Here is a 22,073-nt window from a genome sequence, read left to right on the forward strand (position 1 = left end):
CCAAGGACGAAGGTGGCCGTCACACGCCGTTCTTCACCAACTACCGTCCGCAGTTCTACTTCCGCACGACCGACGTGACGGGCATCGTGTCGCTGCCGGAAGGCACGGAAATGGTGATGCCCGGCGACAACATCACGGTCGATGTCGAGCTGATCGTGCCGATCGCCATGGAAGAGAAGCTGCGCTTCGCCATCCGTGAAGGCGGCCGCACCGTCGGTGCCGGCATCGTCGTCACCATCAAAGAATAATTAGACTTAAACCGATCTGTCGCGGGCGCGGAGTTGCCCGCGCCGCGCCAGAACAAGGAAGTGACGCATGAACGGACAGAATATCCGCATCCGCCTGAAGGCGTTTGATCACCGGGTGCTCGACGCCTCGACGAAAGAAATCGTGTCGACGGCCAAGCGCACCGGAGCAAACGTCCGCGGCCCCATTCCGCTGCCGACGCGGATCGAAAAGTTCACGGTCAACCGGTCGCCTCACGTCGACAAGAAGAGCCGCGAGCAGTTCGAGATGCGCACGCACAAGCGTCTGCTCGACATCGTCGATCCGACCCCGCAGACGGTCGATGCTTTGATGAAGCTCGATCTGGCCGCCGGTGTCGACGTCGAGATCAAGCTCTAAGGGAATGAGAGCGCGGTAAGGGGCGGTGCCCCTGGCCCGGAACTCTAAAGGAATTGAACCGATGCGTTCAGGTGTGATTGCAAAGAAGGTGGGAATGACCCGCATCTATAATGATGCCGGGGAACATGTTCCCGTCACCGTTCTCCAGATGGAGAACTGCCAGGTCGTGGCTCAGCGCACGCAGGAGAAGAACGGCTATACGGCCGTCCAGCTCGGCGTTGGCCTTGCCAAGGTGAAGAACACGTCGAAGGCGATGCGCGGCCATTTCGCGACCGCTTCCGTCGAGCCGAAGGCGAAGGTCGCCGAGTTCCGCGTCTCCGCCGACAACATGATCGATGTCGGCGCCGAGATCACCGTCGAGCACTTCGTCGCCGGCCAGAAGGTCGATGTGACGGGCACGACGATCGGCAAGGGTTTCCAGGGCGTCATCAAGCGCCACCACATGGGTGGTGGCCGCGCGACGCATGGTAACTCGGTTTCGCACCGTACGCACGGCTCGACCGGCCAGCGTCAGGACCCGGGCAAGGTGTTCAAGGGCAAGCATATGGCTGGCCACATGGGCGACACCCGCGTCACCACACAGAATGTCGAGATCGTTTCGACCGACGCCGATCGCGGCCTGATCCTGATCCGCGGTGCGGTTCCCGGATCGAAGGGCGCCTGGATCCTGGTCCGCGATGCGGCCAAGGTGGCACTGCCGGCCAATGCGCCGAAGCCTGCCGCGATCCGCGCCGTTGCTGCCGAGAGTGGCGCGAAGAACGAGGCTCCGGCCGCAGAGGGAGCAGAATAATGGATCTCAAGATCACAACGCTTGGCGGCAAGGACGCCGGCAAGGTGAAACTCTCCGAGGAGATTTTCGGCCTTGATCCGCGCGAGGACATCCTGCAGCGCGTCGTGCGCTGGCAGCTGGCCAAGCGCCAGCAGGGCACGCACAAGGCCAAGGGCCGCGCCGAAATCGCGCGCACCGGCGCCAAGATGTACAAGCAGAAGGGTACGGGCCGCGCCCGCCACCATTCGGCACGCGCTCCGCAGTTCCGCGGCGGCGGCAAGGCCCACGGCCCGGTCGTTCGCAGCCACGAGCACGATCTGCCGAAGAAGGTTCGCGCCCTGGGCTTGCGCCATGCTCTCTCGGCCAAGGCCAAGAGCGCGTCGATCATCATCATCGACGAGCTGAAGCTGACCGAGGCCAAGACGAAGGCGCTGATCGCGAATTTCGCGACGCTGGGCCTGACCAACGCTTTGGTGATCGGCGGTGCCGAGCTTGACCAGAACTTCAAGCTGGCAGCGACCAACATCCCGAACATCGACGTGCTGCCCATCCAGGGCATCAACGTCTACGACATTCTTCGCCGCGGCACGCTGGTCCTTTCGAAGGCCGCCGTCGAGGCTCTCGAGGAGCGCTTTAAATGACCGACCTTCGTCATTACGACGTGATCGTCTCGCCGGCGATCACCGAAAAGTCGACCATGGCTTCCGAGAACAACCAGGTCGTCTTCAACGTCGCCAAGAAGGCGTCGAAGCCGGAAATCAAGGCCGCTGTCGAAGCGCTGTTTGGCGTCAAGGTTACGGCCGTGAACACGCTTGTCCGCAAGGGCAAGATCAAGCGCTTCCGCGGCACGATCGGCCGCCAGAGCGACGTCAAGAAGGCGGTAGTGACGCTGGCCGACGGCCAGTCGATCGACGTCGCGACGGGTCTCTGAGCTAGGCCGCGAGGACAGGACAATGGCACTTAAAAAATTCAACCCGGTAACGCCGAGCACCCGCCAGCTGGTCATCGTCGACCGCTCGGGCCTCTACAAGGGCAAGCCCGTCAAGGGCCTGACCGAAGGCCTGACCAAGTCGGGCGGCCGCAACAATCACGGCCGCATCACGGCCCGCTTCATCGGCGGCGGTCACAAGCGTTCGTACCGCATCATCGACTTCAAGCGCCGCAAGTTCGACGTCATCGGCACGGTCGAGCGCATTGAATACGATCCGAACCGCACCGCCTTCATCGCGCTGATCAAGTACGACGATGGCGAGCTGTCCTACATCATCGCCCCGCAGCGCCTTGCCGCCGGCGACAAGATCGTGGCCGGTGAATCCGTCGACGTGAAGCCGGGCAATGCGATGCCGCTGGCCTCGATGCCGGTCGGCACGATCGTCCACAACATCGAGCTGAAGCCAGGCAAGGGCGCCCAGGTTGCTCGTTCGGCCGGCGGCTACGGCCAGCTGGTCGGTCGCGACCAGGGCATGGCGATCCTGCGCCTCAACTCGGGTGAGCAGCGTGTCGTTCACGGCTCCTGCATGGCCACCGTCGGTGCCGTGTCGAACCCCGACCACGGCAACATCAACGACGGCAAGGCCGGCCGCACGGTCTGGCGCGGCAAGCGCCCGCACAATCGCGGCGTGACCATGAACCCGGTCGACCACCCGCATGGCGGTGGTGAAGGCCGCACTTCCGGTGGCCGTCATCCGGTCAGCCCGTGGGGCAAGCCGACCAAGGGCAAGAAGACGCGGTCCAACAAGGCGACCGACAAGTTCATCCTGCGCTCGCGCCATCAGCGCAAGAGCTAAGAAGAGGTAACGCCAAGTGACTCGTTCTATTTGGAAAGGCCCCTTCATCGACGGCTACCTTCTCAAGAAGGTAGACAAGGTTCGTGAAGGTGGTCGCAATGAGGTGATCAAGATGTGGAGCCGTCGCTCCACCATCCTGCCGCAGTTCGTCGGCTTCACCTTCGGTGTCTACAACGGCCAGAAGCATGTTCCCGTCTCGGTGAACGAGGACATGGTCGGTCACAAGTTCGGTGAATTCGCTCCGACGCGGACCTATTACGGTCACGGCGCGGATAAGAAGGCGAAGAGGAAATAATCATGGGCAAGGCCAAAGCTCCGCGCAGGCTTGCTGACAACGAAGCGCGCGCCGTTCTGCGCACGATCCGTATCAGCCCGCAGAAGCTGAACCTGGTTGCCGCGCTGATCCGCGGCAAGAAGGTCGCGACAGCGCTTTCCGACCTCGAATTCTCGGCCAAGCGGATTTCCGGCACGGTCAAGAAGACGCTGGAATCGGCGATCGCCAACGCGGAAAACAACCACGACCTCGATGTCGATGCGCTGATCGTGGCGGAAGCCTATGTCGGCAAGTCGATCGTCATGAAGCGTTTCCACGCTCGTGGTCGCGGTCGCGCCAGCCGTATCGAGAAGCCGTTCTCGCACCTCACGATCGTCGTTCGTGAAGTCGAAGAAAAAGGGGAGGCCGCATAATGGGCCAGAAAGTCAATCCGATCGGTCTGCGCCTCGGCATCAACCGCACCTGGGATTCGCGCTGGTTCGCGAACACCGGCGAGTACGGCAAGCTGCTGCATGAGGACATCAAGATCCGCAAGTATCTTGAGAAGGAACTCAAGCAGGCTGCGATCTCCAAGGTCGTGATCGAGCGTCCGCACAAGAAGTGCCGCGTCACCATCCATGCGGCGCGTCCGGGTCTGATCATCGGCAAGAAGGGCGCCGACATCGAGAAGCTTCGCAAGAAGCTGATGGAGATGACGAAGTCCGAGACGCACCTCAACATCGTTGAAGTGCGCAAGCCGGAAATCGACGCGACGCTGGTCGCCCAGTCGATCGCCCAGCAGCTCGAGCGCCGTATCGCGTTCCGCCGCGCCATGAAGCGCGCCGTTCAGTCGGCGATGCGGCTTGGTGCCGAAGGCATCCGCATCAACTGCGCCGGCCGTCTCGGCGGCGCCGAGATCGCGCGCATGGAATGGTACCGCGAAGGCCGCGTGCCGCTGCACACGCTGCGTGCCGATGTCGATTACGGCACGGCTGAAGCGAACACGGCTTACGGCATCTGCGGCGTCAAGGTCTGGGTGTTCAAGGGCGAAATCCTCGAGCACGATCCGATGGCTTCGGAGCGTCGCGCGACCGAGGGTGATGCTGCGCATGGCGGTGGTGGTGATCGCGAACGCGGTCGTCGTCGCGAAAACGCCTGATTATTTAGGAATTTGGAGTTAGAACGATGCTGCAGCCAAAGCGCACAAAGTTCCGCAAGCAGTTCAAGGGCCGTATCCATGGTACCGCAAAGGGCGGCACCAACCTGGATTTCGGTGGTTTCGGGCTGAAGGCGCTTGAGCCGAACCGCGTCACCGCGCGTGAGATCGAGGCGGCCCGCCGCGCGATCACTCGTGAGATGAAGCGTGCCGGCCGCGTGTGGATCCGTATTTTCCCAGACGTGCCGGTGACGTCGAAGCCGACCGAAGTGCGCATGGGCAAGGGCAAGGGCGCTGTCGATTACTGGGCGGCGCGCGTCAAGCCGGGCCGCATCATGTTCGAGATCGACGGCGTCAACGAAGAAACCGCCCGTGAGGCGCTGCGTCTCGGCGCGGCCAAGCTCTCGGTCAGGACGCGCTTCGTACAGCGCATCGCAGAATAAGGACGGGCTGATCATGAAAGCCGAAGACATCCGGACCAAGACCCAGGACCAGCTGACCGACGATCTGGCCAGCCTGAAGAAGGAGCAGTTCAACCTGCGCTTCCAGAAGGCCACTGGCCAGCTCGAGAAGACCGCGCGCGTGAGGCAGGTCCGCAAGGACATTGCGCGTATCAAGACCATCGCTGCGGAAAAGTCCGCGGCCAAGAAGGCTTAAGGACGAAAACCATGCCAAAGCGCATTCTGCAGGGCACCGTCGTCAGCGACAAGAACGAGAAGACGGTTGTCGTCAAGGTCGAACGGCGCTTCACGCATCCCGTGATGAAGAAGACCGTGCGCATGACCAAGAAGTACAAGGCGCACGACGAGAACAACGCCCACAAGGTCGGCGATCAGGTGTTCATCCAGGAATCGAAGCCGATTTCCAAGGACAAGCGCTGGATCGTCGTATCTTCGGATCAGGCGTAAACAACGAATTTTGGACAGACCGGGGAGGGGCTTTGAGCCCGTCCCGTTAGAAAAGAAGAAGGCGGCCAGTCATGATTCAGATGCAAACAAACCTCGACGTCGCGGATAATTCCGGCGCGCGTCGTGTCATGTGCATCAAGGTGCTGGGCGGCTCGAAGCGGAAATACGCTTCCGTGGGCGACATCATCGTGGTGTCGATCAAGGAAGCCATTCCGCGCGGCCGCGTTAAGAAGGGCGATGTGATGAAGGCGGTCGTGGTTCGCACGGCCAAGGACATCCGCCGCCCGGACGGCAGCGTGATCCGTTTCGACAAGAACGCAGCCGTTCTCGTCGACAACAAGAAAGAGCCGATCGGCACGCGTATCTTCGGACCGGTTCCGCGCGAACTCCGCGCCAAGAACCACATGAAGATCATCTCGCTCGCGCCTGAAGTGCTGTAAGGAGCCGGACCAATGCAAAAGATTAGAAAAGGCGACAAGGTCGTCGTGCTGGCCGGCAAGGACAAGGGCCGTTCGGGCGAAGTCCTCTCGGTTCAGCCGAAGGAAGACACCGCGCTGGTGCGCGGCGTCAACATGATCCGCCGTCACCAGAAGCAGTCCCAGTCCCAAGAGGGCGGGATCATCACCAAGGAAGCGCCGATCCAGCTGTCGAACATCGCGCTGGCCGACCCCAAGGATGGCAAGCCGACCCGCGTCGGCTTCATCTTCCAGAAGGACGGCAAGAAGGTGCGCGTCGCCAAGCGCTCGGGAGAAGTCATCAATGGCTAAGGCTCAAACCACGAAGCCCAAGGCTGAAAGCAAACAGTCCAAGGCCCAGAACACGCCGCGTCTCAAGCAGGTCTACAACGAGACCATCCGCAAGGCGTTGCAGGAGCAGTTCGGCTACGACAACGAGATGCAGGTTCCGCGCATCGACAAGATCGTGCTGAACATGGGCGTCGGCGAAGCGACCGCGGATTCGAAAAAGCCTTCGATCGCGGCCGAAGACCTGGCGATGATCGCCGGCCAGAAGGCCGTCGTCACCCGCGCCCGCAACTCGATCGCCGGCTTCAAGGTCCGCGAGAAGATGCCGATCGGCGCCAAGGTCACGCTGCGCAAGGAACGCATGTACGAGTTCCTCGACCGCCTCGTGAACATCGCACTGCCGCGCGTTCGCGACTTTCGCGGACTGAATCCGAAGAGCTTCGATGGCCGTGGCAACTACGCCATGGGCATCAAGGAACACATCGTGTTCCCGGAGATCAACTACGACAAGGTTGATCAGATCTGGGGCATGGACGTCATCGTTTGTACGACTGCGAAGACGGACGACGAAGCCAGGGCATTGCTCAAGGCCTTCAACTTCCCCTTCCGCCAGTAACGGCAGCGAGAAAAGGAAAAATCTGAAATGGCAAAGACCAGCTCAGTCGAGAAGAACAACAGGCGCCGCAAGCTTGCCGACCAGTACGGTCCCAAGCGCGCTGCTCTGAAGGCGATCATCATGGACCAGTCCAAGCCGATGGAGGAGCGCTTCCGCGCTCAGCTGAAGCTTGCTGCCCTGCCGCGCAACTCGGCCAAAATCCGCATCCGCAACCGCTGCGAAGTTACCGGCCGTCCGCGCGCCTATTATCGCAAGCTCAAAGTATCGCGCATCGCGCTTCGTGATCTCGGCAATAACGGCCAGATCCCGGGCCTGGTCAAGTCGAGCTGGTAAGGAGGACATAACATGTCATTGAGCGATCCTCTCGGCGATATGCTGACCCGCATCCGCAACGCGTACGGCCGCAAGAAGTCGAGCGTCTCGACGCCGGCTTCGCGCCTGCGTACCCGCGTCCTCGACGTGCTGAAGGCTGAAGGCTATATCCGCGACTACAGCCAGACCGACTTCGACAACGGCAAGTCCGAGATCGAAATCGAGCTGAAGTATTTCGACGGTGCTCCGGTCGTGCGTGAAATCGCCCGCGTCTCGAAGCCTGGCCGCCGCGTTTACGTCTCGGCCAAGTCGATCCCGCACGTCGCCAACGGCCTCGGCATCGCCATCCTTTCGACGCCGAAGGGCGTGATGGCCGACCACGAAGCACGCGAACAGAACGTCGGTGGCGAGATCCTCTGCCAGATCTTCTGATCTGGCAGCTGACCGCAAAGTGGAATCCGGTCTTCGGATCGTTCCGAAGACAGAGACCTGAAACAAGAGAAGTGACGAGGACAACAAAATGTCTCGTATTGGAAAGAAACCCGTTTCGCTGCCGCAGGGCGTGACCGCGACCGTCAACGGCCAGACCGTGACGGCGAAGGGCCCCAAGGGCGAGCTGAAGTTCGTGGTGAACGACGAAGTGCTGGTCAAGATGGAAGGCAGCGAGATCGCTGTCCAGCCCCGCGACCAGACCAAGACCGCCCGCTCCAAGTGGGGCATGTCGCGTACGCAGATCGTCAACATCCTGCAGGGCGTCAAGGACGGTTTCGAGAAGAAGCTCGAGATCACCGGCGTCGGCTATCGCGCCGCCCTTCAGGGCAAGAACCTGCAGCTGGCTCTTGGCTTCAGCCATGACGTCGTTTACGAGACGCCGGCCGGCATCACGATCACTGTGCCGAAGCCGACGGAAATCACCGTGACCGGCATCGACAAGCAGCAGGTCGGCCAGGTTGCCGCCGAGATCCGCGAGTATCGCGGTCCCGAGCCCTACAAGGGCAAGGGTGTCCGCTATGCCGGCGAGAAGATCGTCCGCAAGGAAGGCAAGAAGAAGTAAGTTTAACGCCGCGGGGAGCGGTCGCGGGAGGCGCGTTCGCCTACCGCACAAGGCGGCCCCCGTTTTTTGAAGGCAAGGAAGACCATCATGGGTACCAAGGAATCCACGCAGCGCCGTGCGCAGCGCGTTCGCCGCCAGATCAAGAAGGTCGCCGGCGAGCGTCCGCGTCTGTCGGTCCACCGCACGTCGAAGAACATCTACGTGCAGGTTATCGACGACGCCAAGGGCCATACCATTGTCGCTGCTTCGACGCTCGAGAAGGACCTCAAGGGTTCGCTCAAGACCGGCGCCGACACCGCGGCTGCGGCCGCGATCGGCAAGCTGATCGCCGAGCGCGCCGCCAAGGCTGGCGTCAAGGAAGTCGTCTTCGACCGTGGCGCCTACATCTATCACGGCCGCGTCAAGGCGCTGGCCGAGGCTGCCCGTGAAGGTGGCCTGAGCTTCTAATTGCTTGATCCCGAAAAGTTGCAGACTTTTCGGACAAGATCATGCAAGGAAAATAATTCGCCCCCGGTGACCCACAGAGGCACCGGATCTTATCAGCAACCGTGCTTCCGGAAAAAAACAAGGAACAGGATATGGCACAGGAACGTAGGGATGGCGGCCGCGGCCGCGATCGTGAAGAGCGCGATGACGGCATGGTGGACAAGCTCGTCCACATCAACCGCGTCGCCAAGGTCGTCAAGGGCGGCCGTCGCTTTGGTTTTGCAGCACTCGTCGTCGTCGGCGACCAGAAGGGCCGCGTCGGCTTCGGTCACGGCAAGGCGCGCGAAGTGCCGGAAGCCATCCGCAAGGCAACCGAATCGGCAAAGCGCGACATGATCTTCGTGCCGCTGCGCTCGGGCCGCACGCTGCACCACGACGTCGAGGGACGCTGGGGTGCGGGACGCGTGCTGCTGCGCGCCGCCAAGCAGGGTACCGGCATCATCGCCGGCGGCCCGATGCGCGCTGTCTTCGAGACGCTCGGCATGCATGACGTGGTCGCCAAGTCGATGGGTTCGTCGAACCCCTACAACATGGTTCGCGCCACCTTCGATGCACTGAAGAGCCAGATGCATCCCAAGGATGTGGCTGCTGCGCGCGGCATCAAGTATTCGACCCTTCAGGCCCGCCGCGGCACCGCCGTTGCGGCTGAAGAATAGTCGATCTGACCAGGGATTTTGACCATGGCCAAGAAAGCAACCAAGACCATCACCGTTGAGCAGATCGGTTCGCCGATCCGCCGCCCGAAGGAACAGCGCGCAACGCTGGTCGGCCTCGGCCTCAACAAGATGCACAAGCAGCGCACGCTGGAGGACACTCCGTCGGTGCGCGGCATGATCGCTGCCGTCCAGCATCTCGTCCGCGTCGTGGACGAGGGCTGAGCAAAAGCGCAGGAGAACCCAGATGAAACTCAACGATCTGCGTGACAAGGACGGCGCGACGCACTCCAAGAAGCGTCTCGGCCGTGGCATCGGCTCGGGCTCGGGCAAGACCGGCGGTCGCGGCGTCAAGGGCCAGAAGGCGCGTTCCGGCGTCGCCATCAACGGCTTCGAGGGTGGCCAGATGCCGCTCTACCGGCGCCTGCCGAAGCGTGGCTTCAACAACATCTTCGCCAAGAGCTTTGTCGTCGTGTCGCTGGCCCGTATCCAGACCGCGCTCGATGCCAAGAAGCTCGACGCCAAGGCGACCGTGACGGCCGAGGCACTCGTTGCCGCCGGCGTCATCCGTCGCGTCAAGGACGGTGTGCGCATCCTTTCGGATGGCGAGCTCAAGGCAAAGCTTGCCTTCGACGTCGCCGGCGCCTCAAAGGCTGCGATCGAGAAGATCGAAAAGGCCGGTGGTTCGGTCAAGCTGCCGGAGCAGGCTGCTGCCGAGTAACGGCAATTTGAAGCGCGCTTGGCAGGGACGGCCTCCGTTTTTGCTCACGATTGCGCTTTGATCCGATCAATTGAGCGGCCGCGTCAACGCGGCCGCTTGCATGTTGAGAGCCCGGAGCTTATCTCGTGAGCTTCGGTGAAACGCGCCGCCTGAGCTGCGGGCATCGAGCGTGACCAAGCGGAGAATCAGGCATGGCTTCGGCTGCTGAACAACTAGCCTCGAATCTGAATTTTGCGGCCTTCGCCAAGGCGGAGGACCTGAAGAAGCGAATCTGGTTCACCGTCGGCGCGCTGCTCGTCTATCGTCTCGGTACCTATATCCCGCTGCCCGGCATCAACCCGGACGCGTTCGCCCAGGCCTTCTCCTCGCAGGCCAAGGGTGTGCTCGGCATGTTCAACATGTTTGCCGGCGGCGCCGTGCAGCGCATGGCGATCTTCGCGCTTGGCATCATGCCTTACATCTCGGCCTCCATCATCATGCAGCTGATGACCTCGGTAATTCCGTCGCTGGAAGCGCTGAAGAAGGAAGGCGAGCAGGGCCGCAAGGTCATCAACCAGTACACGCGCTACGGCACGGTGCTTTTGGCGCTGGTGCAGGCCTATGGCATTTCGGTTGGCCTGGAAGGCGGCAACGGCATCGTCAACGATCCCGGCATGTTCTTCCGCATCTCGACCGTCGTCACGCTGGTTGGCGGCACCATGTTCCTGATGTGGCTGGGCGAGCAGATCACTGCACGTGGCATCGGCAACGGCATTTCGCTGATCATCTTCTCGGGCATTGTCGCCGGCCTGCCACTCGCCATCTCCGGCACGCTGGAACTCGGCCGCACCGGCGCCTTGTCGACCGGGTTGATCCTGGCGATCGTCGTGCTGGCCATCATCGTCATCGCGCTCATCGTGTTCTTCGAGCGCGCACAGCGCCGCCTGCTGATCCAGTATCCGAAGCGCCAGGTCGGCAACCGCATGTTCCAGGGCGACACCTCGCATCTGCCGCTGAAGCTCAACACGTCGGGCGTCATTCCGCCGATCTTCGCGTCGTCGCTGCTGCTGTTGCCGGCAACGGTCGCCGGCTTCTCGCAGACGACGAACCTGCCGGCCTGGGCAAGCACCGTGCTCGCCTCGCTCGGCCATGGGCAGCCGCTCTACATGCTGTTCTATGCGGGGATGATCGTGTTCTTCGCATTCTTCTACACGGCCATCGTGTTCAACCCGAAGGACACCGCCGACCAGCTCAAGAAGCATTCCGGCTTCATCCCGGGCTACCGTCCGGGTGAGCGCACCGCCGATTACATCGACTATGTCCTGACGCGCATCACCGTCGTCGGCGCCATCTATCTGGTGCTGGTGTGCCTGCTGCCCGAATTCCTGATTTCGGCAACTGGCGTACCTTTCTACCTCGGTGGCACATCGCTTCTGATCGTGGTCAGTGTAACCCTCGATACGGTGGCGCAGATTCAGGGTCACCTGATCGCGCACCAGTATGAGGGCCTGATCAAGAAGTCGAAGTTGCGCGGGGGGAAGAAGGCCAGATGAGATTGATATTGCTTGGGCCGCCAGGGGCGGGCAAGGGGACGCAAGCACAAAGACTGGTAGAGAAATACGGCATACCGCAGCTGTCGACGGGTGACATGCTGCGGGCTGCCGTGCAGGCCGGCACCGAAGTCGGCAAGCGCGCCAAGGCGGTGATGGATGCTGGCGAGCTGGTTTCCGACGCCATCGTCAACGCCATCGTGGCCGAGCGCATCGATCAGCGCGATTGCGCCAACGGTTTCATCCTTGACGGCTACCCGCGCACGCTGGTACAGGCCGATGCGGTTGAATCGATGCTTGCCGAGCGCGGCATCGCACTGGACGCGGTGATTGAGTTCGTCGTCGACGACAAGGCGCTGGTCGGCCGCATCGTCAAGCGGGCCGAAGACGCCAAGGCCGCCGGCCAGCCGGTGCGCAAGGACGACAATCCGGTGGTGTTCGAAGAGCGCCTGCGGGAATATTACAAGAAGACCGCCCCGCTGATCGGCTATTACTACGCCAAACGCACGCTGAAGAGCGTCGACGGCATGGCCGGCATCGACACTGTGACGGCGGAGATCGAAGCGCTGCTCGCCGCAGTGACGCGGGAGACCGTTACGGCAAAGTAAAGATTGCGCTTGACTGGAACGGTTCGCTGGGTTATGGCGGCCCGTCTTCCTATCAGGCATGAGGCTTGCTTGTCCGCAAGGGCAAGGCAGCCGCATTGAAACTGGGAAACTCCCGCAAGGGCCGGCCTCCACCGGACGCGGGGTAATTTGAACAGCGCTCGGCCGCCTTTTGAAGGTTGGCCGGCCCACATGGAGAAGAGAAGAATATGGCTCGTATAGCCGGCGTCAACATTCCGACCAACAAGCGCGTCGTCATTGCGCTTCAGTACATTCACGGCATTGGCAAGAAGTTCGCCCAGGAGATCGTCGACAAGGTCGGCATCCCGGCCGAACGCCGCGTCAACCAGCTGACCGACGCGGAAGTGCTGCAGATCCGCGAGACCATCGATCGCGACTACCAGGTCGAAGGCGACCTGCGCCGCGAAGTGTCGATGAACATCAAGCGTCTGATGGACCTCGGCTGCTACCGCGGCCTGCGTCACCGCCGCTCGCTGCCGGTTCGCGGCCAGCGCACGCACACCAATGCACGCACCCGCAAGGGCCCGGCCAAGTCGATCGCCGGCAAGAAGAAGTAAGTGAGCGAATAGCGAGTAGCCGTTAGCGAGTAGGGATCCCTATTCGCTAATCCCTACTCACTACTCGCTTCCAAAGGTGGAGCCGCTGGCATTACGGCGGTGTAGAGATCAACTGAAAGGACTATCATGGCCAAGGAAGCCGCTCGTGTTCGCCGTCGCGAACGCAAGAACATCTCGTCGGGCGTTGCCCACGTCAATTCGACCTTCAACAACACGATGATCACCATCACCGACGCGCAGGGCAATTCGATTGCCTGGTCGTCGGCCGGTGCCCAGGGCTTCAAGGGTTCGCGCAAGTCGACCCCGTTCGCCGCCCAGATGGCTGCCGAAGACGTCGCCAAGAAGGCCCAAGAACACGGCATGCGCATGCTCGAGGTCGAGGTCTGCGGACCCGGCTCCGGTCGTGAATCGGCGCTTCGCGCCCTGCAGGCGGCCGGCTTCACCATCACCTCGATCCGTGATGTGACGCCAATCCCGCACAATGGCTGCCGCCCGCGCAAGAAGCGCCGCGTCTAAGACATTACCGAACGCCGCGCGAGCGCCTCAGGGCGCTCTTCCACGGCACTCCAGGTCGCCCGCCACGATTGGATGGTGGCGGGTCAACGGAAGGAAAGCATCATGATCCAGAAAAATTGGCAGGAACTGATCAAGCCGAACAAGATCGAGTTCTCGTCGAAGAAGAAGACGCTGACCACGCTGGTCGCCGAGCCGCTCGAGCGTGGCTTTGGCCTGACGCTCGGCAACGCGCTGCGCCGCGTGCTTCTGTCTTCGCTGCGCGGTGCGGCTGTGACCGCCGTGCAGATCGACGGCGTTCTGCATGAATTCTCGTCGATTGCCGGCGTGCGTGAAGACGTGACCGACATCGTGCTCAACATCAAGGAAATCGCCATCCGCATGGAAGGCGATGGCCCCAAGCGCATGGTCGTTCGCAAGCAGGGCCCGGGTGCGGTTCTGGCTGGCGACATCCAGACGGTTGGCGACGTCGAGATCCTCAACCCCGACCACGTCATCTGCACGCTGGACGAGGGCGCTGAAATCCGCATGGAATTCACCGTCGACACCGGCAAGGGTTACGTGCCGGCCGACCGCAACCGCGCCGAAGACGCGCCGATCGGCCTTATCCCGGTCGACAGCCTGTATTCGCCGGTCAAGAAGGTCTCCTACAAGGTCGAAAACACCCGCGAAGGCCAGGTTCTCGACTATGACAAGCTGACCATGACCATCGAGACCGACGGTTCGATCTCGGGCGAGGACGCGGTGGCTTTCGCTGCCCGCATCCTGCAGGACCAGCTCGGCCTGTTCGTCAACTTCGACGAGCCGCAGAAGGAAGTCGCCACCGAAGCCGTCACCGAGCTCGCCTTCAACCCGGCGCTGCTCAAGAAGGTCGACGAACTCGAGCTTTCGGTGCGTTCGGCCAACTGCCTGAAGAACGACAACATCGTCTATATCGGCGATCTCATCCAGAAGACCGAAGCCGAGATGCTGCGCACCCCGAACTTCGGCCGCAAGTCGCTGAACGAGATCAAGGAAGTTCTCGCGGCGATGGGCCTGCACCTCGGCATGGAAGTGCCGGACTGGCCGCCGGAAAACATCGAAGACCTCGCCAAGCGTTACGAAGATCAATATTGAGCATGAATTCCAAGGATCGGCGGCGTGGGCCGCCCGATCCGACGGTCATGCGGAAAACCATCAGAGGCCATGGCCTCTTGAACAACTGAAGAAGGAAAAGAGCCATGCGCCACGGTTTTAAAGGCCGCCGCTTCGCCCGAAGCATTAGCCATCGCAAGTCGATGTTCGCCAACCTCGCCGTGTCGCTGCTCGAACATGAGCAGATCGTCACCACACTGCCGAAGGCGAAGGACCTGCGTCCGATCGTCGAGAAGCTGGTGACGCTTGGCAAGCGCGGCGACCTGCATGCGCGCCGCCAGGTCATTGCCCAGATCGGCAATGAAGGCGTCGTCAAGCGTCTGTTCGATACGATTGCGCCGCGCTACGCCGACCGCAATGGCGGCTATCTGCGCATCATGAAGGCGGGCTTCCGCCACGGCGACAATGCCGCCATGGCGGTCATCGAGTTCGTCGACCGCGACCCCGACGCCAAGGGCGCCGGCGACCGCGCCCGCCTCGAGGCCGAAGGTGCCAATGAGGAAGCCGCGGCCGCATAAGGCTCGGTATTTCACAAAGCGTTCAAGAGGGGCCCCGCGGGCCCCTTTTTCGTTTGCCTTTCCGTGAACGGCTATCGAAGCAGGTTCAGATAGTCCTGACCGGTCAACGAGCGCCAGTTGAATGCCCCCGGCATCTCTTCCTGGCAACGTGCGGGTATGAATAAATGCTGTCGACCTTGGTTCGAGAGTCGATTGCCAGAACAAGCTGGGACAGCGTCGATTCATTCAGATATTCAATCGCTTCTCAATCGCCAATAAACGCGGTGGCGACCTGGAAGTGAATCTGGCTGCAGCCAGCGCAGATGTTCAGCAGGATATCGTCGCTCAGCCCCGCATAGTAGACGGTTGTTTGTCTCGTATCCCACAGACCTGCCGCAAGGAATTCCGAGGGTTTCGTCTCACCGCTAAAGCCATCCAAAGACAACTTCAGTTGTTCTGTCAGAGATTCAGATTTGCCCCTGAGTTGCGCAGCACCTTCGATCTGAAACCAGTTCATCCGGTATGGAGCGGTGCTATCGAAGGAAATCTCCAGCGGTCCGAAAAACCAGTAGGCCGGAACAAGATCGCCGTCGTCGATATTCCAGCCGTCTGGTGAACCGAGTGTCTCGGCGACCTCAATCAATCAGTTTCATGCCAGGCGTCACCGGTCCTAAGTTGCCGGTGGCCAAAAAATCACGGAATGAAGCGAGCTGTTTTTTCATGCGATCGACAACGGTACCGGTTGCGGACAGAGCTTTAGCCGATTACTGGGCTGAAAATAATTCGATTTCATCGCCTTAGCCTTTCATTCTGCACAATCGTCGGGACAATGACGCCCGATCTGGAGGATTCGGAATGCACTTCAAACGGCTGTTTCTTGTTGCCCTTTGCGCGCTGGCCGCCTTTGCCGCGGCACCGGCCGTGAGGCAGGCGCTGGCCGAGGACGCCGCCAAGCCAGCCGATCCGGGCCTCTCCGATGTGCTGACCGATCTCTTGCACGGCGTAGAAGGCGAGAACGGCACCTCGGGTCCCGACAAGCGTGTGCCGTTCGGCCGCGAAGAGGTGCAGCTTTCGTTTGCGCCACTGGTCAAGCAGACGGCGCCGGCGGTGGTCAATGTTTATGCCTCACAGACGGCCAAGGTGGTCTCACCGTTCGACGGCGATCCTTTCTTCGAGGAATTTTTCGGTCGCGCGCAGCCGCGCGCGCAATCTTCGCTCGGCTCGGGTGTGCTGGTTGACCCGAGTGGCGTGGTCGTCACCAATTTCCACGTCATCAAGGACGCTGACGAGGTCAAGGTCGCGACCGCCGACGGGCGCGAATTCACCTCGAAGGTCATGCTCAAGGACGAGACGCTCGACCTTGCCGTGCTCAAGATCACCTCCGACAAGCCGTTTCCGGTGATCGCCATCGGCGATTCCGACGCGCTTGAGGTCGGCGACCTAGTGCTGGCGATCGGCAATCCGTTCGGCGTCGGCCAGACCACCACCAGCGGCATCGTTTCGGCACTTGCCCGCAGCCATATCGGCGTTTCGGATTCGGGCTATTTCATCCAGACCGACGCTGCCATCAATCCCGGCAATTCCGGCGGCGCGCTGATCAACATGGGCGGCCAGCTGGTCGGCATCAACACCGCCATCTACAGCCGCAGCGGCGGCTCGATCGGCATCGGCTTTGCCATACCGGCCAACATGGTGCGCGCCTTCGCCGACGCGGCCAAGGCCGGGCTCGATTTCTTCGAGCGGCCCTATATCGGCGCCGAGTTCGAGGCGGTCACACCGCAGATCGCCGAATCGCTCGGCATGGAGAAGCCGACCGGGGCGCTGGTGTCGTCGGTGGAAGAGGCCGGGCCGGCGGCCAAGGCAGGGCTGAAGCCTGGCGACGTCGTGTTGCAGCTCAACGGCACGACCGTCGAAGGCATCGAGGCGCTGGATTACCGCATGGCGACGCTGTCGATCGGCACCAAGGCCAGCTTCGCCGTATTGAGCAAAGGCCAGCAGGCGACGATGGACATTGCGCTGGAGCGTGCGCCCGAGGGCGCCAAGGCGTCCGAAGTGACGCTGCATGGCCGCAGCCCGTTCTCCGGCGCCAAGGTCGCGGAACTATCGCCCCGGCTGGCCCAGAGACTTGGGCTGCGCACGGATATGAAGGGTGTCACTGTGGTCGATATCAACCGCGATTCGCCCGCGGCCGATTTCGGCTTCCTGCCGGGCGACATCGTGCGCGAAGTGAACGGCACGACGGTCGATACGGCGGCGACGCTGGCGCAGCTTACCCAGCAGGATACGCGCTGGTGGCGCTTTACCGTCGAGCGCGGTGGGCAGATATTGCGCCAGGTGTTGCGTTACTGAGGCGATCTTCCCATCTCTGAAGATCGTGCTCCAACGAAAAGACTTGCATGGCCGATCTGTTCAGCGTCGATGAACCGGAAAGAGCGTCGCCCGGTAGGCCGCTTGCTGATCGGCTGCGTCCAAAAAACCTTGGCGAGGTCGTCGGCCAGGAGCATCTGACCGGGCCCGATGGTGCGCTGACGCGGCTGATCAACTCCGGCTCGCTCGGCTCGATGATTTTTTGGGGGCCGCCGGGAACAGGCAAGACGACAGTGGCGCGGCTGCTGGCGGGCGAAACCAGCCTCGCCTTCGAGCAGATATCGGCGGTGTTTTCCGGCGTTGCCGATTTGAAGAAAGTGTTCGAGGCGGCAAAGCTGCGCCGCGCCAATGGCCGCCAGACGCTGCTCTTCGTCGACGAGATCCATCGCTTCAACCGCGCCCAGCAGGATTCTTTCCTGCCGGTCATGGAGGACGGGACTGTCGTGCTGGTTGGCGCTACCACCGAGAATCCCTCCTTCGAGCTCAATGCCGCGCTTCTGTCGCGGGCGCGGGTGCTGGTGTTCCATTCGCTGGGCGAGGAGAGCATCGCCAAACTGATCACGCGGGCGGAGGAGACCGAGGGCAGGGCGCTGCCGCTCGACGATGAGGCGCTGGCGATGCTCATCCGCATGAGCGATGGCGACGGTCGTGCCTCGCTGACCTTGGCCGAAGAAGTCTGGCGTGCCGCCAAACCTGGCGAGGTTTTCGATCCCGAAGGGTTGCAGCGCATCGTCCAGCGCCGCGCGCCGATCTACGACAAGGGCCAGGACGGCCATTACAATCTGATCTCGGCGCTGCACAAATCGGTGCGCGGGTCCGATCCCGACGCGGCCCTCTATTATCTTGCCCGCATGTTCGATGCCGGCGAGGATCCGCTCTATCTCGGCCGCCGGCTGGTGCGCATGGCGATGGAGGATATCGGGCTGGCCGACCCGCAGGCGCTGGTCGTGGCCAACGCAGCCAAGGACGCCTATGACTATCTGGGCTCGCCCGAAGGCGAGCTCGCCTTTGCCGAGGCGACCGTCTATCTCGCCACCGCGCCCAAATCCAACGCCGTCTACACCGCCTTCAAGGCGGCCACGCGGGCGGCTAAGGAGTTCGGTTCGCTGCTGCCGCCCAAGCACATCCTCAACGCGCCGACCAAGCTGATGAAAGAGGAGGATTACGGCGCCGGCTACCGCTACGACCATGACCAGCCCGATGCCTTTTCCGGCCAGGACTATTTTCCGGAAAAGATGGGCCGGCAGACATTTTACGATCCGCCAGAGCGCGGCTTCGAGCGCGACATCCGGAAACGGCTGGACTATTGGGCGAAGCTGCGCAGCGAGCGGGAAAAATAGGCTTGCGCGCGCCTGTGGTTTGTCGCCCACCCCAGCGCCGCGCGATGGCATTGTGCGTGGGGACAAAAGACCCTATCAAGACGCACGGCCTCGGGGGTGGCCGTCGCCAAGATGCTTGGCGATTGTCGTCGCAACAGGAATCGCGCCCGACGGCGCGAGAAAAAAATGAAAAAATCCCTTCGCAAATCCCTTCGCCAGGCTGTGATTGCACTGCCGCTGCTTGCGCTCGGCTTCTATTTCATCCCGATCCTGACGACGATCTGGATCGTCTGCGGCCTGATCGATGTGCTGCGCAACGCCAACAAGGACCTGTCGCTGTTGCGCGGCTATTTCCTCGGCAACGGCATTTTCACCTGGCTGCTGTCGCCCTTCAACCTTCTGGTCGACCTGCTCTGCTACCGGAACCCGGGCGTGTGGAAGCTGGAGCAGTTTCCCGCCGACTATCAGCGCGAGGTCAACGAGGTTCTCGACGTCTTCAAGGCGCGCAAGGACGAGATCATCGCCGATATCGACGCCAATTTCGGCACCGGCCGTCGCGGCATGTATGTCTATCAATGGTACGGCAAGCACAAGATCGACAACGTCGCCGAATTCAACAAGGATTTCAAATACATCAAGACCATTGCCGTCTCGGTCTTCAGGGGCAAGGAATCGACCTCCTGGCATTTCGGACCGCTGCGGCTCAGCCTGCGCATCCTCTACAATCTCCTGCCGGTGAAGGCAGAGGTTTTCGTCGAGTGCAACGGCGCCAGGAACTACTGGCACGACAACCCGCTCTATATTTTCGACGACACGCTGCTGCACCGCTCGGTCAACGAGTATGACGGGCGCCGCTACTGCGTGTTCATGGACATCATCCGTCCGTCGCCATTCCCCGGCTTCATCGCCGGCCTTCTCGCCATCGTTTCGGTCACCGTCGAGCGCATCAATTCCATGTTCTACAAGAACTGGAAGATGATCGGCTCGAGCAAGGCAAAGAAGGTCGAGACGACCTGAGGGCGTCACGAGGGCAGTAAACGGGCATGTTCAATCTGCTTCTTGTCGTGGTCGGTGGCGGCATTGGCGCCGGCGTTCGCCATCTGACCAACATCGGTGCGCTGCGCCTTGTCGGTCCGAACTACCCCTGGGGGACGATGGCGATCAACATCGTCGGCTCGTTTGCCATGGGCCTGTTCATTGCCACGCTGATGCGGCGTGGCGGCTCCAACGAGCTTCGGCTGTTCGTCGCCACCGGCATCTTTGGCGGCTTCACCACCTTCTCAGCGTTTTCGCTCGATTTCGCGACGCTGTGGGAGCGTGGCGCGACGCTGCCGGCGCTGGGATATGCGCTGGCCAGCGTCATTGGCGCCATTGTCGCCCTGTTTGTGGGACTTTGGCTGGCGAGGACCGTTTAGGCCCACACAAACGTCTTTGAATCTAAGCTTTCCGAAAATCGATTCCGATTTTCGAGCCGATAGTGCTATTGCCGCGCCAAAGAGCAGGCTGAGCCCTGTTCGGGAAAACGGATAAACGAAAAAACCATGGCAGGCGTTGAACAGATCACGGTGGAGGCCGGCGAGGCGGGCATGCGGCTCGATCGCTGGTTCAAAACCCATTTCCCCGGCCTCGGGTTCGGCCATCTGCAGAAGTTGCTGCGCTCCGGCCAGATCCGTGTCGATGGCGGCCGGGTCAAGGCCGACAGCCGTGTCGAGCCCGGCCAGGTGGTGCGCGTGCCGCCGCTCGAGGTCGACAAGAAGGGCGAGAGCGCGCTTACGGGTCACTCGATCCGCAACCAGGGCGATGCCGATGTGCTGGCCAAGATGCTGATCCACGAAGACCCAAAGGTGTTCGTCTTCAACAAGCCGGCAGGCCTGGCCGTGCAAGGCGGCTCGGGTGTCACCCGCAATGTCGACGACATGCTGGAGGCATGGCGCAGCCAGAAGGGCGAGAAGCCGCGCCTGGTGCACCGGCTCGACCGCGACACGTCGGGCGTGCTGGTGGTTGCCCGCACCAGGCTTGCGGCGATGAAGCTCTCCGAGTCCTTTCGCGCACGCGAGACCAAGAAAACCTATTGGGCGCTGGTCAAGGGCGTGCCGCCCAAGCGGGAGGACAAAATCTCGACCTGGCTGATCAAGGAGCCGACCGAGGACGGCGACCGCGTGCGCGTGGCTGCCCACGGCGAAAAGGGCGCCGACCACGCGGTCTCCTACTACCGCATCATCGAGCAGGCGGCGCAGACGATGACCTGGCTGGAAATGGAACCCTATACCGGCCGCACCCACCAGCTTCGCGTTCATGCCGCCTATATTGGCTGCCCGATCATCGGCGACCCCAAATATTTCGAGGCCGACACCAATTGGGATTTCCCGGGCGGCATTCAAAACCGCCTGCATCTGCATGCGCGCCGCATCGTCATTCCGCACCCGGACAAGGGCGTCATCGACGTCACCGCGCCGATGCCGCCGCATATGCGCCAGAGCTGGAACCTCATCGGCTTCGACGACGCCAGCGCGGAGGACTGACATTGGCTGTTGCCTCGGCATTGGATCGCCGCGACGCGGTCGATCTGGCGGCTGCTGCAATCATGGTCGGGCTGACCTTTTCCTGGGGGCTGAACTATGTCGCCGCCAAGATTTCCTATGCCGGCTTCGACCCTGTTTTCGTCTCGATCGCACGCTCGATCATTGGCGGGCTTTGTGTCCTCGGCTGGTGCTGGCTGCGCGGCATCAGGCTGTTCGAGGCCGACGGGTCGCTGGTCGCAGGCATCATTGTCGGCGTGCTCTTCGGCGTCGAGTTCCTGTGCCTCTATATCGGGCTGGAATACACGACCGTTGCCCGCAACACGCTGCTGGTCAACACGATGCCGTTCTGGGTCCTGATTGGTGGCCATTTCCTGCTTGGCGAGCGCATCAATGCGAGGAAGCTTGGCGGGCTCGTGCTTGCCTTTTGCGGCCTGGTGGCGGTGTTCTCCGACGGGATTGTCGGCGGCAACAAAGTGACTCTGATGGGCGATCTGCTCAGCCTCGGCTCCGGCATCCTTTGGGCGGCGACCAGCATCGTCATCAAGCGTTCGAAACTGGTAGAGACCAGTGCCGAGAAACTGCTGCTTTATCAGCTTGCCGGTGCCGCCATTGTCGGTGTCCTGGTGATGCCGTTCGCCGGCCAGCCGATCCGTGACGTCACTGCCTTGTCGACATGGGCGCTGCTGTTCCAGTCCATCTATGTCGTTGCCTTCACCTATGTGTTGTGGTTCTGGCTGCTTCGGCGCTATCCGGCATCGGGCCTGTCGAGCTTCGCTTTCCTGTCGCCGGTGTTCGGTGTCCTGTGCGGCGCTATTATTCTGGGCGAGGCGCCGACGCTCAGGATTTTTGTGGCGCTGGGGCTGATCGCGGTCGGCCTCATCATCGTCAACCGGCCGGCGCGCAAGCAGGTACCTGGATAGAAAGTTC

The 22,073-nt window shown here is 61.9% G+C and carries 35 protein-coding genes; 34 read left to right on the plus strand and 1 reads right to left on the minus strand.

The window, feature by feature from the left end:
* The 28 genes from AC1D1N_RS12630 to rplQ all read left to right on the plus strand — a co-directional run.
* The coding region (locus AC1D1N_RS12630; protein ID WP_461435615.1) for an EF-Tu C-terminal domain-related protein at positions 1 to 248 on the plus strand (248 nt) is incomplete at its 5' end.
* 67 nt (positions 249 to 315) lie between these two features.
* Positions 316 to 624, plus strand: coding sequence for a 30S ribosomal protein S10 (gene rpsJ, locus AC1D1N_RS12635; protein ID WP_010909272.1), 309 nt, complete (start codon positions 316 to 318; stop codon positions 622 to 624).
* A 61-nt stretch (positions 625 to 685) separates the two neighbouring features.
* Positions 686 to 1,414 carry a 50S ribosomal protein L3 gene (gene rplC / locus AC1D1N_RS12640; RefSeq protein WP_023682606.1) on the plus strand — a complete coding sequence of 243 codons (729 nt, stop codon included), beginning with the start codon at positions 686 to 688 and terminating at the stop codon, positions 1,412 to 1,414.
* Positions 1,414 to 2,034 carry a 50S ribosomal protein L4 gene (gene rplD, locus AC1D1N_RS12645; RefSeq protein WP_023672750.1) on the plus strand — a complete coding sequence of 207 codons (621 nt, stop codon included), beginning with the start codon at positions 1,414 to 1,416 and terminating at the stop codon, positions 2,032 to 2,034. Before rplC ends, rplD begins: the two co-directional genes overlap by 1 nt.
* Positions 2,031 to 2,324, plus strand: coding sequence for a 50S ribosomal protein L23 (locus tag AC1D1N_RS12650; protein ID WP_027170367.1), 294 nt, complete (start codon positions 2,031 to 2,033; stop codon positions 2,322 to 2,324). Before rplD ends, AC1D1N_RS12650 begins: the two co-directional genes overlap by 4 nt.
* 22 nt (positions 2,325 to 2,346) lie before the next feature.
* Entirely contained in the window at positions 2,347 to 3,180 is an 834-nt protein-coding gene (gene rplB, locus AC1D1N_RS12655) for a 50S ribosomal protein L2 (protein WP_477348891.1), read from the plus strand.
* Between the two features lie 16 nt (positions 3,181 to 3,196).
* On the plus strand, positions 3,197 to 3,475 hold the full coding sequence (rpsS, locus tag AC1D1N_RS12660; protein ID WP_006205463.1) for a 30S ribosomal protein S19: 279 nt from the start codon (positions 3,197 to 3,199) through the stop codon (positions 3,473 to 3,475).
* Positions 3,476 to 3,477: 2 nt separating this feature from the next.
* Complete coding sequence (rplV, locus tag AC1D1N_RS12665; RefSeq protein ID WP_006205462.1) at positions 3,478 to 3,867, plus strand: 50S ribosomal protein L22; 390 nt, start codon at positions 3,478 to 3,480, stop codon at positions 3,865 to 3,867.
* Positions 3,867 to 4,592 carry a 30S ribosomal protein S3 gene (gene rpsC, locus AC1D1N_RS12670; RefSeq protein WP_013895697.1) on the plus strand — a complete coding sequence of 242 codons (726 nt, stop codon included), beginning with the start codon at positions 3,867 to 3,869 and terminating at the stop codon, positions 4,590 to 4,592. The genes rplV and rpsC overlap by 1 nt, the downstream gene beginning before the upstream one ends.
* Before the next feature lie 26 nt (positions 4,593 to 4,618).
* Positions 4,619 to 5,032, plus strand: a complete 414-nt coding sequence (gene rplP, locus AC1D1N_RS12675) for a 50S ribosomal protein L16 (RefSeq protein ID WP_006205460.1) — start codon at positions 4,619 to 4,621, stop codon at positions 5,030 to 5,032.
* Positions 5,033 to 5,045: 13 nt separating this feature from the next.
* The gene (gene rpmC / locus AC1D1N_RS12680; protein WP_006205459.1) at positions 5,046 to 5,246 is read left to right on the plus strand and encodes a 50S ribosomal protein L29; all 201 of its coding nucleotides are present in this window, start codon (positions 5,046 to 5,048) and stop codon (positions 5,244 to 5,246) included.
* 11 nt (positions 5,247 to 5,257) lie between these two features.
* Entirely contained in the window at positions 5,258 to 5,497 is a 240-nt protein-coding gene (gene rpsQ, locus AC1D1N_RS12685) for a 30S ribosomal protein S17 (RefSeq protein ID WP_010909280.1), read from the plus strand.
* 71 nt (positions 5,498 to 5,568) lie between these two features.
* Entirely contained in the window at positions 5,569 to 5,937 is a 369-nt protein-coding gene (gene rplN / locus AC1D1N_RS12690; protein ID WP_006205457.1) for a 50S ribosomal protein L14, read from the plus strand.
* 12 nt (positions 5,938 to 5,949) lie between these two features.
* Positions 5,950 to 6,264, plus strand: a complete 315-nt coding sequence (rplX, locus tag AC1D1N_RS12695; RefSeq protein ID WP_013531428.1) for a 50S ribosomal protein L24 — start codon at positions 5,950 to 5,952, stop codon at positions 6,262 to 6,264.
* Positions 6,257 to 6,856 (plus strand): 50S ribosomal protein L5, encoded by a 600-nt coding sequence (rplE, locus tag AC1D1N_RS12700; protein ID WP_013531429.1) that lies wholly within the window; start codon positions 6,257 to 6,259, stop codon positions 6,854 to 6,856. The genes rplX and rplE overlap by 8 nt, the downstream gene beginning before the upstream one ends.
* A gap of 27 nt (positions 6,857 to 6,883) precedes the next feature.
* Positions 6,884 to 7,189 carry a 30S ribosomal protein S14 gene (rpsN, locus tag AC1D1N_RS12705; protein ID WP_010909282.1) on the plus strand — a complete coding sequence of 102 codons (306 nt, stop codon included), beginning with the start codon at positions 6,884 to 6,886 and terminating at the stop codon, positions 7,187 to 7,189.
* 12 nt (positions 7,190 to 7,201) lie between these two features.
* On the plus strand, positions 7,202 to 7,600 hold the full coding sequence (gene rpsH, locus AC1D1N_RS12710; protein WP_006205453.1) for a 30S ribosomal protein S8: 399 nt from the start codon (positions 7,202 to 7,204) through the stop codon (positions 7,598 to 7,600).
* 88 nt (positions 7,601 to 7,688) lie between these two features.
* Complete coding sequence (gene rplF, locus AC1D1N_RS12715) at positions 7,689 to 8,222, plus strand: 50S ribosomal protein L6 (RefSeq protein WP_023682603.1); 534 nt, start codon at positions 7,689 to 7,691, stop codon at positions 8,220 to 8,222.
* Positions 8,223 to 8,309: 87 nt separating this feature from the next.
* On the plus strand, positions 8,310 to 8,669 hold the full coding sequence (rplR, locus tag AC1D1N_RS12720) for a 50S ribosomal protein L18 (RefSeq protein ID WP_112562358.1): 360 nt from the start codon (positions 8,310 to 8,312) through the stop codon (positions 8,667 to 8,669).
* Between the two features lie 131 nt (positions 8,670 to 8,800).
* Positions 8,801 to 9,364 (plus strand): 30S ribosomal protein S5, encoded by a 564-nt coding sequence (rpsE, locus tag AC1D1N_RS12725; RefSeq protein ID WP_006333394.1) that lies wholly within the window; start codon positions 8,801 to 8,803, stop codon positions 9,362 to 9,364.
* A gap of 24 nt (positions 9,365 to 9,388) precedes the next feature.
* Positions 9,389 to 9,586 carry a 50S ribosomal protein L30 gene (gene rpmD, locus AC1D1N_RS12730; RefSeq protein ID WP_006205449.1) on the plus strand — a complete coding sequence of 66 codons (198 nt, stop codon included), beginning with the start codon at positions 9,389 to 9,391 and terminating at the stop codon, positions 9,584 to 9,586.
* Between the two features lie 22 nt (positions 9,587 to 9,608).
* Positions 9,609 to 10,082: a 50S ribosomal protein L15 gene (rplO, locus tag AC1D1N_RS12735; protein WP_112395071.1), complete on the plus strand. Its 474-nt coding sequence runs from the start codon at positions 9,609 to 9,611 to the stop codon at positions 10,080 to 10,082.
* Between the two features lie 191 nt (positions 10,083 to 10,273).
* On the plus strand, positions 10,274 to 11,614 hold the full coding sequence (gene secY / locus AC1D1N_RS12740) for a preprotein translocase subunit SecY (RefSeq protein WP_477348893.1): 1,341 nt from the start codon (positions 10,274 to 10,276) through the stop codon (positions 11,612 to 11,614).
* Positions 11,611 to 12,219: an adenylate kinase gene (locus AC1D1N_RS12745; protein ID WP_477348894.1), complete on the plus strand. Its 609-nt coding sequence runs from the start codon at positions 11,611 to 11,613 to the stop codon at positions 12,217 to 12,219. The genes secY and AC1D1N_RS12745 overlap by 4 nt, the downstream gene beginning before the upstream one ends.
* 206 nt (positions 12,220 to 12,425) lie before the next feature.
* Positions 12,426 to 12,794 (plus strand): 30S ribosomal protein S13, encoded by a 369-nt coding sequence (gene rpsM / locus AC1D1N_RS12750; RefSeq protein ID WP_006205445.1) that lies wholly within the window; start codon positions 12,426 to 12,428, stop codon positions 12,792 to 12,794.
* Between the two features lie 126 nt (positions 12,795 to 12,920).
* Positions 12,921 to 13,310 carry a 30S ribosomal protein S11 gene (gene rpsK / locus AC1D1N_RS12755; RefSeq protein ID WP_006205444.1) on the plus strand — a complete coding sequence of 130 codons (390 nt, stop codon included), beginning with the start codon at positions 12,921 to 12,923 and terminating at the stop codon, positions 13,308 to 13,310.
* Positions 13,311 to 13,412: 102 nt separating this feature from the next.
* Positions 13,413 to 14,423 (plus strand): DNA-directed RNA polymerase subunit alpha, encoded by a 1,011-nt coding sequence (locus tag AC1D1N_RS12760; RefSeq protein WP_023682599.1) that lies wholly within the window; start codon positions 13,413 to 13,415, stop codon positions 14,421 to 14,423.
* 104 nt (positions 14,424 to 14,527) lie between these two features.
* Entirely contained in the window at positions 14,528 to 14,959 is a 432-nt protein-coding gene (gene rplQ, locus AC1D1N_RS12765; protein WP_352558795.1) for a 50S ribosomal protein L17, read from the plus strand.
* Positions 14,960 to 15,203: 244 nt separating this feature from the next.
* On the opposite strand, the gene AC1D1N_RS12770 is transcribed toward rplQ, so the two are convergent.
* Positions 15,204 to 15,581 carry a hypothetical protein gene (locus tag AC1D1N_RS12770; protein ID WP_477348896.1) on the minus strand — a complete coding sequence of 126 codons (378 nt, stop codon included), beginning with the start codon at positions 15,579 to 15,581 and terminating at the stop codon, positions 15,204 to 15,206.
* Between the two features lie 212 nt (positions 15,582 to 15,793).
* Between AC1D1N_RS12770 and AC1D1N_RS12775 the strand changes: the two genes are divergently transcribed.
* From AC1D1N_RS12775 to AC1D1N_RS12800, 6 genes are all read left to right on the plus strand, one after another.
* Positions 15,794 to 17,287: a DegQ family serine endoprotease gene (locus AC1D1N_RS12775; RefSeq protein WP_477348898.1), complete on the plus strand. Its 1,494-nt coding sequence runs from the start codon at positions 15,794 to 15,796 to the stop codon at positions 17,285 to 17,287.
* 47 nt (positions 17,288 to 17,334) lie between these two features.
* Positions 17,335 to 18,645: a replication-associated recombination protein A gene (locus AC1D1N_RS12780; protein WP_112562349.1), complete on the plus strand. Its 1,311-nt coding sequence runs from the start codon at positions 17,335 to 17,337 to the stop codon at positions 18,643 to 18,645.
* A 165-nt stretch (positions 18,646 to 18,810) separates the two neighbouring features.
* Entirely contained in the window at positions 18,811 to 19,641 is an 831-nt protein-coding gene (locus AC1D1N_RS12785) for an aspartyl/asparaginyl beta-hydroxylase domain-containing protein (protein ID WP_112562348.1), read from the plus strand.
* 26 nt (positions 19,642 to 19,667) lie between these two features.
* On the plus strand, positions 19,668 to 20,039 hold the full coding sequence (crcB, locus tag AC1D1N_RS12790; protein ID WP_477348900.1) for a fluoride efflux transporter CrcB: 372 nt from the start codon (positions 19,668 to 19,670) through the stop codon (positions 20,037 to 20,039).
* A 126-nt stretch (positions 20,040 to 20,165) separates the two neighbouring features.
* Positions 20,166 to 21,146, plus strand: coding sequence for an RluA family pseudouridine synthase (locus AC1D1N_RS12795; RefSeq protein ID WP_142865539.1), 981 nt, complete (start codon positions 20,166 to 20,168; stop codon positions 21,144 to 21,146).
* 62 nt (positions 21,147 to 21,208) lie between these two features.
* Complete coding sequence (locus tag AC1D1N_RS12800; RefSeq protein ID WP_477349499.1) at positions 21,209 to 22,066, plus strand: DMT family transporter; 858 nt, start codon at positions 21,209 to 21,211, stop codon at positions 22,064 to 22,066.
* The last annotated feature ends 7 nt before the right edge of the window (positions 22,067 to 22,073 follow it).

The organism is Mesorhizobium sp. P2_B5, from assembly GCF_056404775.1.

Bases quoted from the DNA above. Each gene is read 5' to 3' on its own strand.
- rplD (WP_023672750.1), top strand. From the start codon at position 1,414: ATGGATCTCAAGATCACAACGCTTGGCGGCAAGGACGCCGGCAAGGTG.
- AC1D1N_RS12795 (WP_142865539.1), top strand. From the start codon at position 20,166: ATGGCAGGCGTTGAACAGATCACGGTGGAGGCCGGCGAGGCGGGCATG.
- AC1D1N_RS12780 (WP_112562349.1), top strand. From the start codon at position 17,335: ATGGCCGATCTGTTCAGCGTCGATGAACCGGAAAGAGCGTCGCCCGGT.
- crcB (WP_477348900.1), top strand. From the start codon at position 19,668: ATGTTCAATCTGCTTCTTGTCGTGGTCGGTGGCGGCATTGGCGCCGGC.
- rpsQ (WP_010909280.1), top strand. From the start codon at position 5,258: ATGCCAAAGCGCATTCTGCAGGGCACCGTCGTCAGCGACAAGAACGAG.
- AC1D1N_RS12650 (WP_027170367.1), top strand. From the start codon at position 2,031: ATGACCGACCTTCGTCATTACGACGTGATCGTCTCGCCGGCGATCACC.
- AC1D1N_RS12785 (WP_112562348.1), top strand. From the start codon at position 18,811: ATGAAAAAATCCCTTCGCAAATCCCTTCGCCAGGCTGTGATTGCACTG.
- rplQ (WP_352558795.1), top strand. From the start codon at position 14,528: ATGCGCCACGGTTTTAAAGGCCGCCGCTTCGCCCGAAGCATTAGCCAT.
- rplB (WP_477348891.1), top strand. From the start codon at position 2,347: ATGGCACTTAAAAAATTCAACCCGGTAACGCCGAGCACCCGCCAGCTG.
- rplO (WP_112395071.1), top strand. From the start codon at position 9,609: ATGAAACTCAACGATCTGCGTGACAAGGACGGCGCGACGCACTCCAAG.
- rpmC (WP_006205459.1), top strand. From the start codon at position 5,046: ATGAAAGCCGAAGACATCCGGACCAAGACCCAGGACCAGCTGACCGAC.
- rplX (WP_013531428.1), top strand. From the start codon at position 5,950: ATGCAAAAGATTAGAAAAGGCGACAAGGTCGTCGTGCTGGCCGGCAAG.
- rplV (WP_006205462.1), top strand. From the start codon at position 3,478: ATGGGCAAGGCCAAAGCTCCGCGCAGGCTTGCTGACAACGAAGCGCGC.
- AC1D1N_RS12760 (WP_023682599.1), top strand. From the start codon at position 13,413: ATGATCCAGAAAAATTGGCAGGAACTGATCAAGCCGAACAAGATCGAG.
- rpsN (WP_010909282.1), top strand. From the start codon at position 6,884: ATGGCAAAGACCAGCTCAGTCGAGAAGAACAACAGGCGCCGCAAGCTT.
- rpmD (WP_006205449.1), top strand. From the start codon at position 9,389: ATGGCCAAGAAAGCAACCAAGACCATCACCGTTGAGCAGATCGGTTCG.
- AC1D1N_RS12800 (WP_477349499.1), top strand. From the start codon at position 21,209: ATGGTCGGGCTGACCTTTTCCTGGGGGCTGAACTATGTCGCCGCCAAG.
- secY (WP_477348893.1), top strand. From the start codon at position 10,274: ATGGCTTCGGCTGCTGAACAACTAGCCTCGAATCTGAATTTTGCGGCC.
- rplF (WP_023682603.1), top strand. From the start codon at position 7,689: ATGTCTCGTATTGGAAAGAAACCCGTTTCGCTGCCGCAGGGCGTGACC.
- rplE (WP_013531429.1), top strand. From the start codon at position 6,257: ATGGCTAAGGCTCAAACCACGAAGCCCAAGGCTGAAAGCAAACAGTCC.
- rpsK (WP_006205444.1), top strand. From the start codon at position 12,921: ATGGCCAAGGAAGCCGCTCGTGTTCGCCGTCGCGAACGCAAGAACATC.
- AC1D1N_RS12775 (WP_477348898.1), top strand. From the start codon at position 15,794: ATGCACTTCAAACGGCTGTTTCTTGTTGCCCTTTGCGCGCTGGCCGCC.
- rplN (WP_006205457.1), top strand. From the start codon at position 5,569: ATGATTCAGATGCAAACAAACCTCGACGTCGCGGATAATTCCGGCGCG.
- rpsC (WP_013895697.1), top strand. From the start codon at position 3,867: ATGGGCCAGAAAGTCAATCCGATCGGTCTGCGCCTCGGCATCAACCGC.
- rplR (WP_112562358.1), top strand. From the start codon at position 8,310: ATGGGTACCAAGGAATCCACGCAGCGCCGTGCGCAGCGCGTTCGCCGC.
- rpsH (WP_006205453.1), top strand. From the start codon at position 7,202: ATGTCATTGAGCGATCCTCTCGGCGATATGCTGACCCGCATCCGCAAC.
- rplC (WP_023682606.1), top strand. From the start codon at position 686: ATGCGTTCAGGTGTGATTGCAAAGAAGGTGGGAATGACCCGCATCTAT.
- AC1D1N_RS12745 (WP_477348894.1), top strand. From the start codon at position 11,611: ATGAGATTGATATTGCTTGGGCCGCCAGGGGCGGGCAAGGGGACGCAA.
- rpsJ (WP_010909272.1), top strand. From the start codon at position 316: ATGAACGGACAGAATATCCGCATCCGCCTGAAGGCGTTTGATCACCGG.
- rpsM (WP_006205445.1), top strand. From the start codon at position 12,426: ATGGCTCGTATAGCCGGCGTCAACATTCCGACCAACAAGCGCGTCGTC.
- rplP (WP_006205460.1), top strand. From the start codon at position 4,619: ATGCTGCAGCCAAAGCGCACAAAGTTCCGCAAGCAGTTCAAGGGCCGT.
- rpsE (WP_006333394.1), top strand. From the start codon at position 8,801: ATGGCACAGGAACGTAGGGATGGCGGCCGCGGCCGCGATCGTGAAGAG.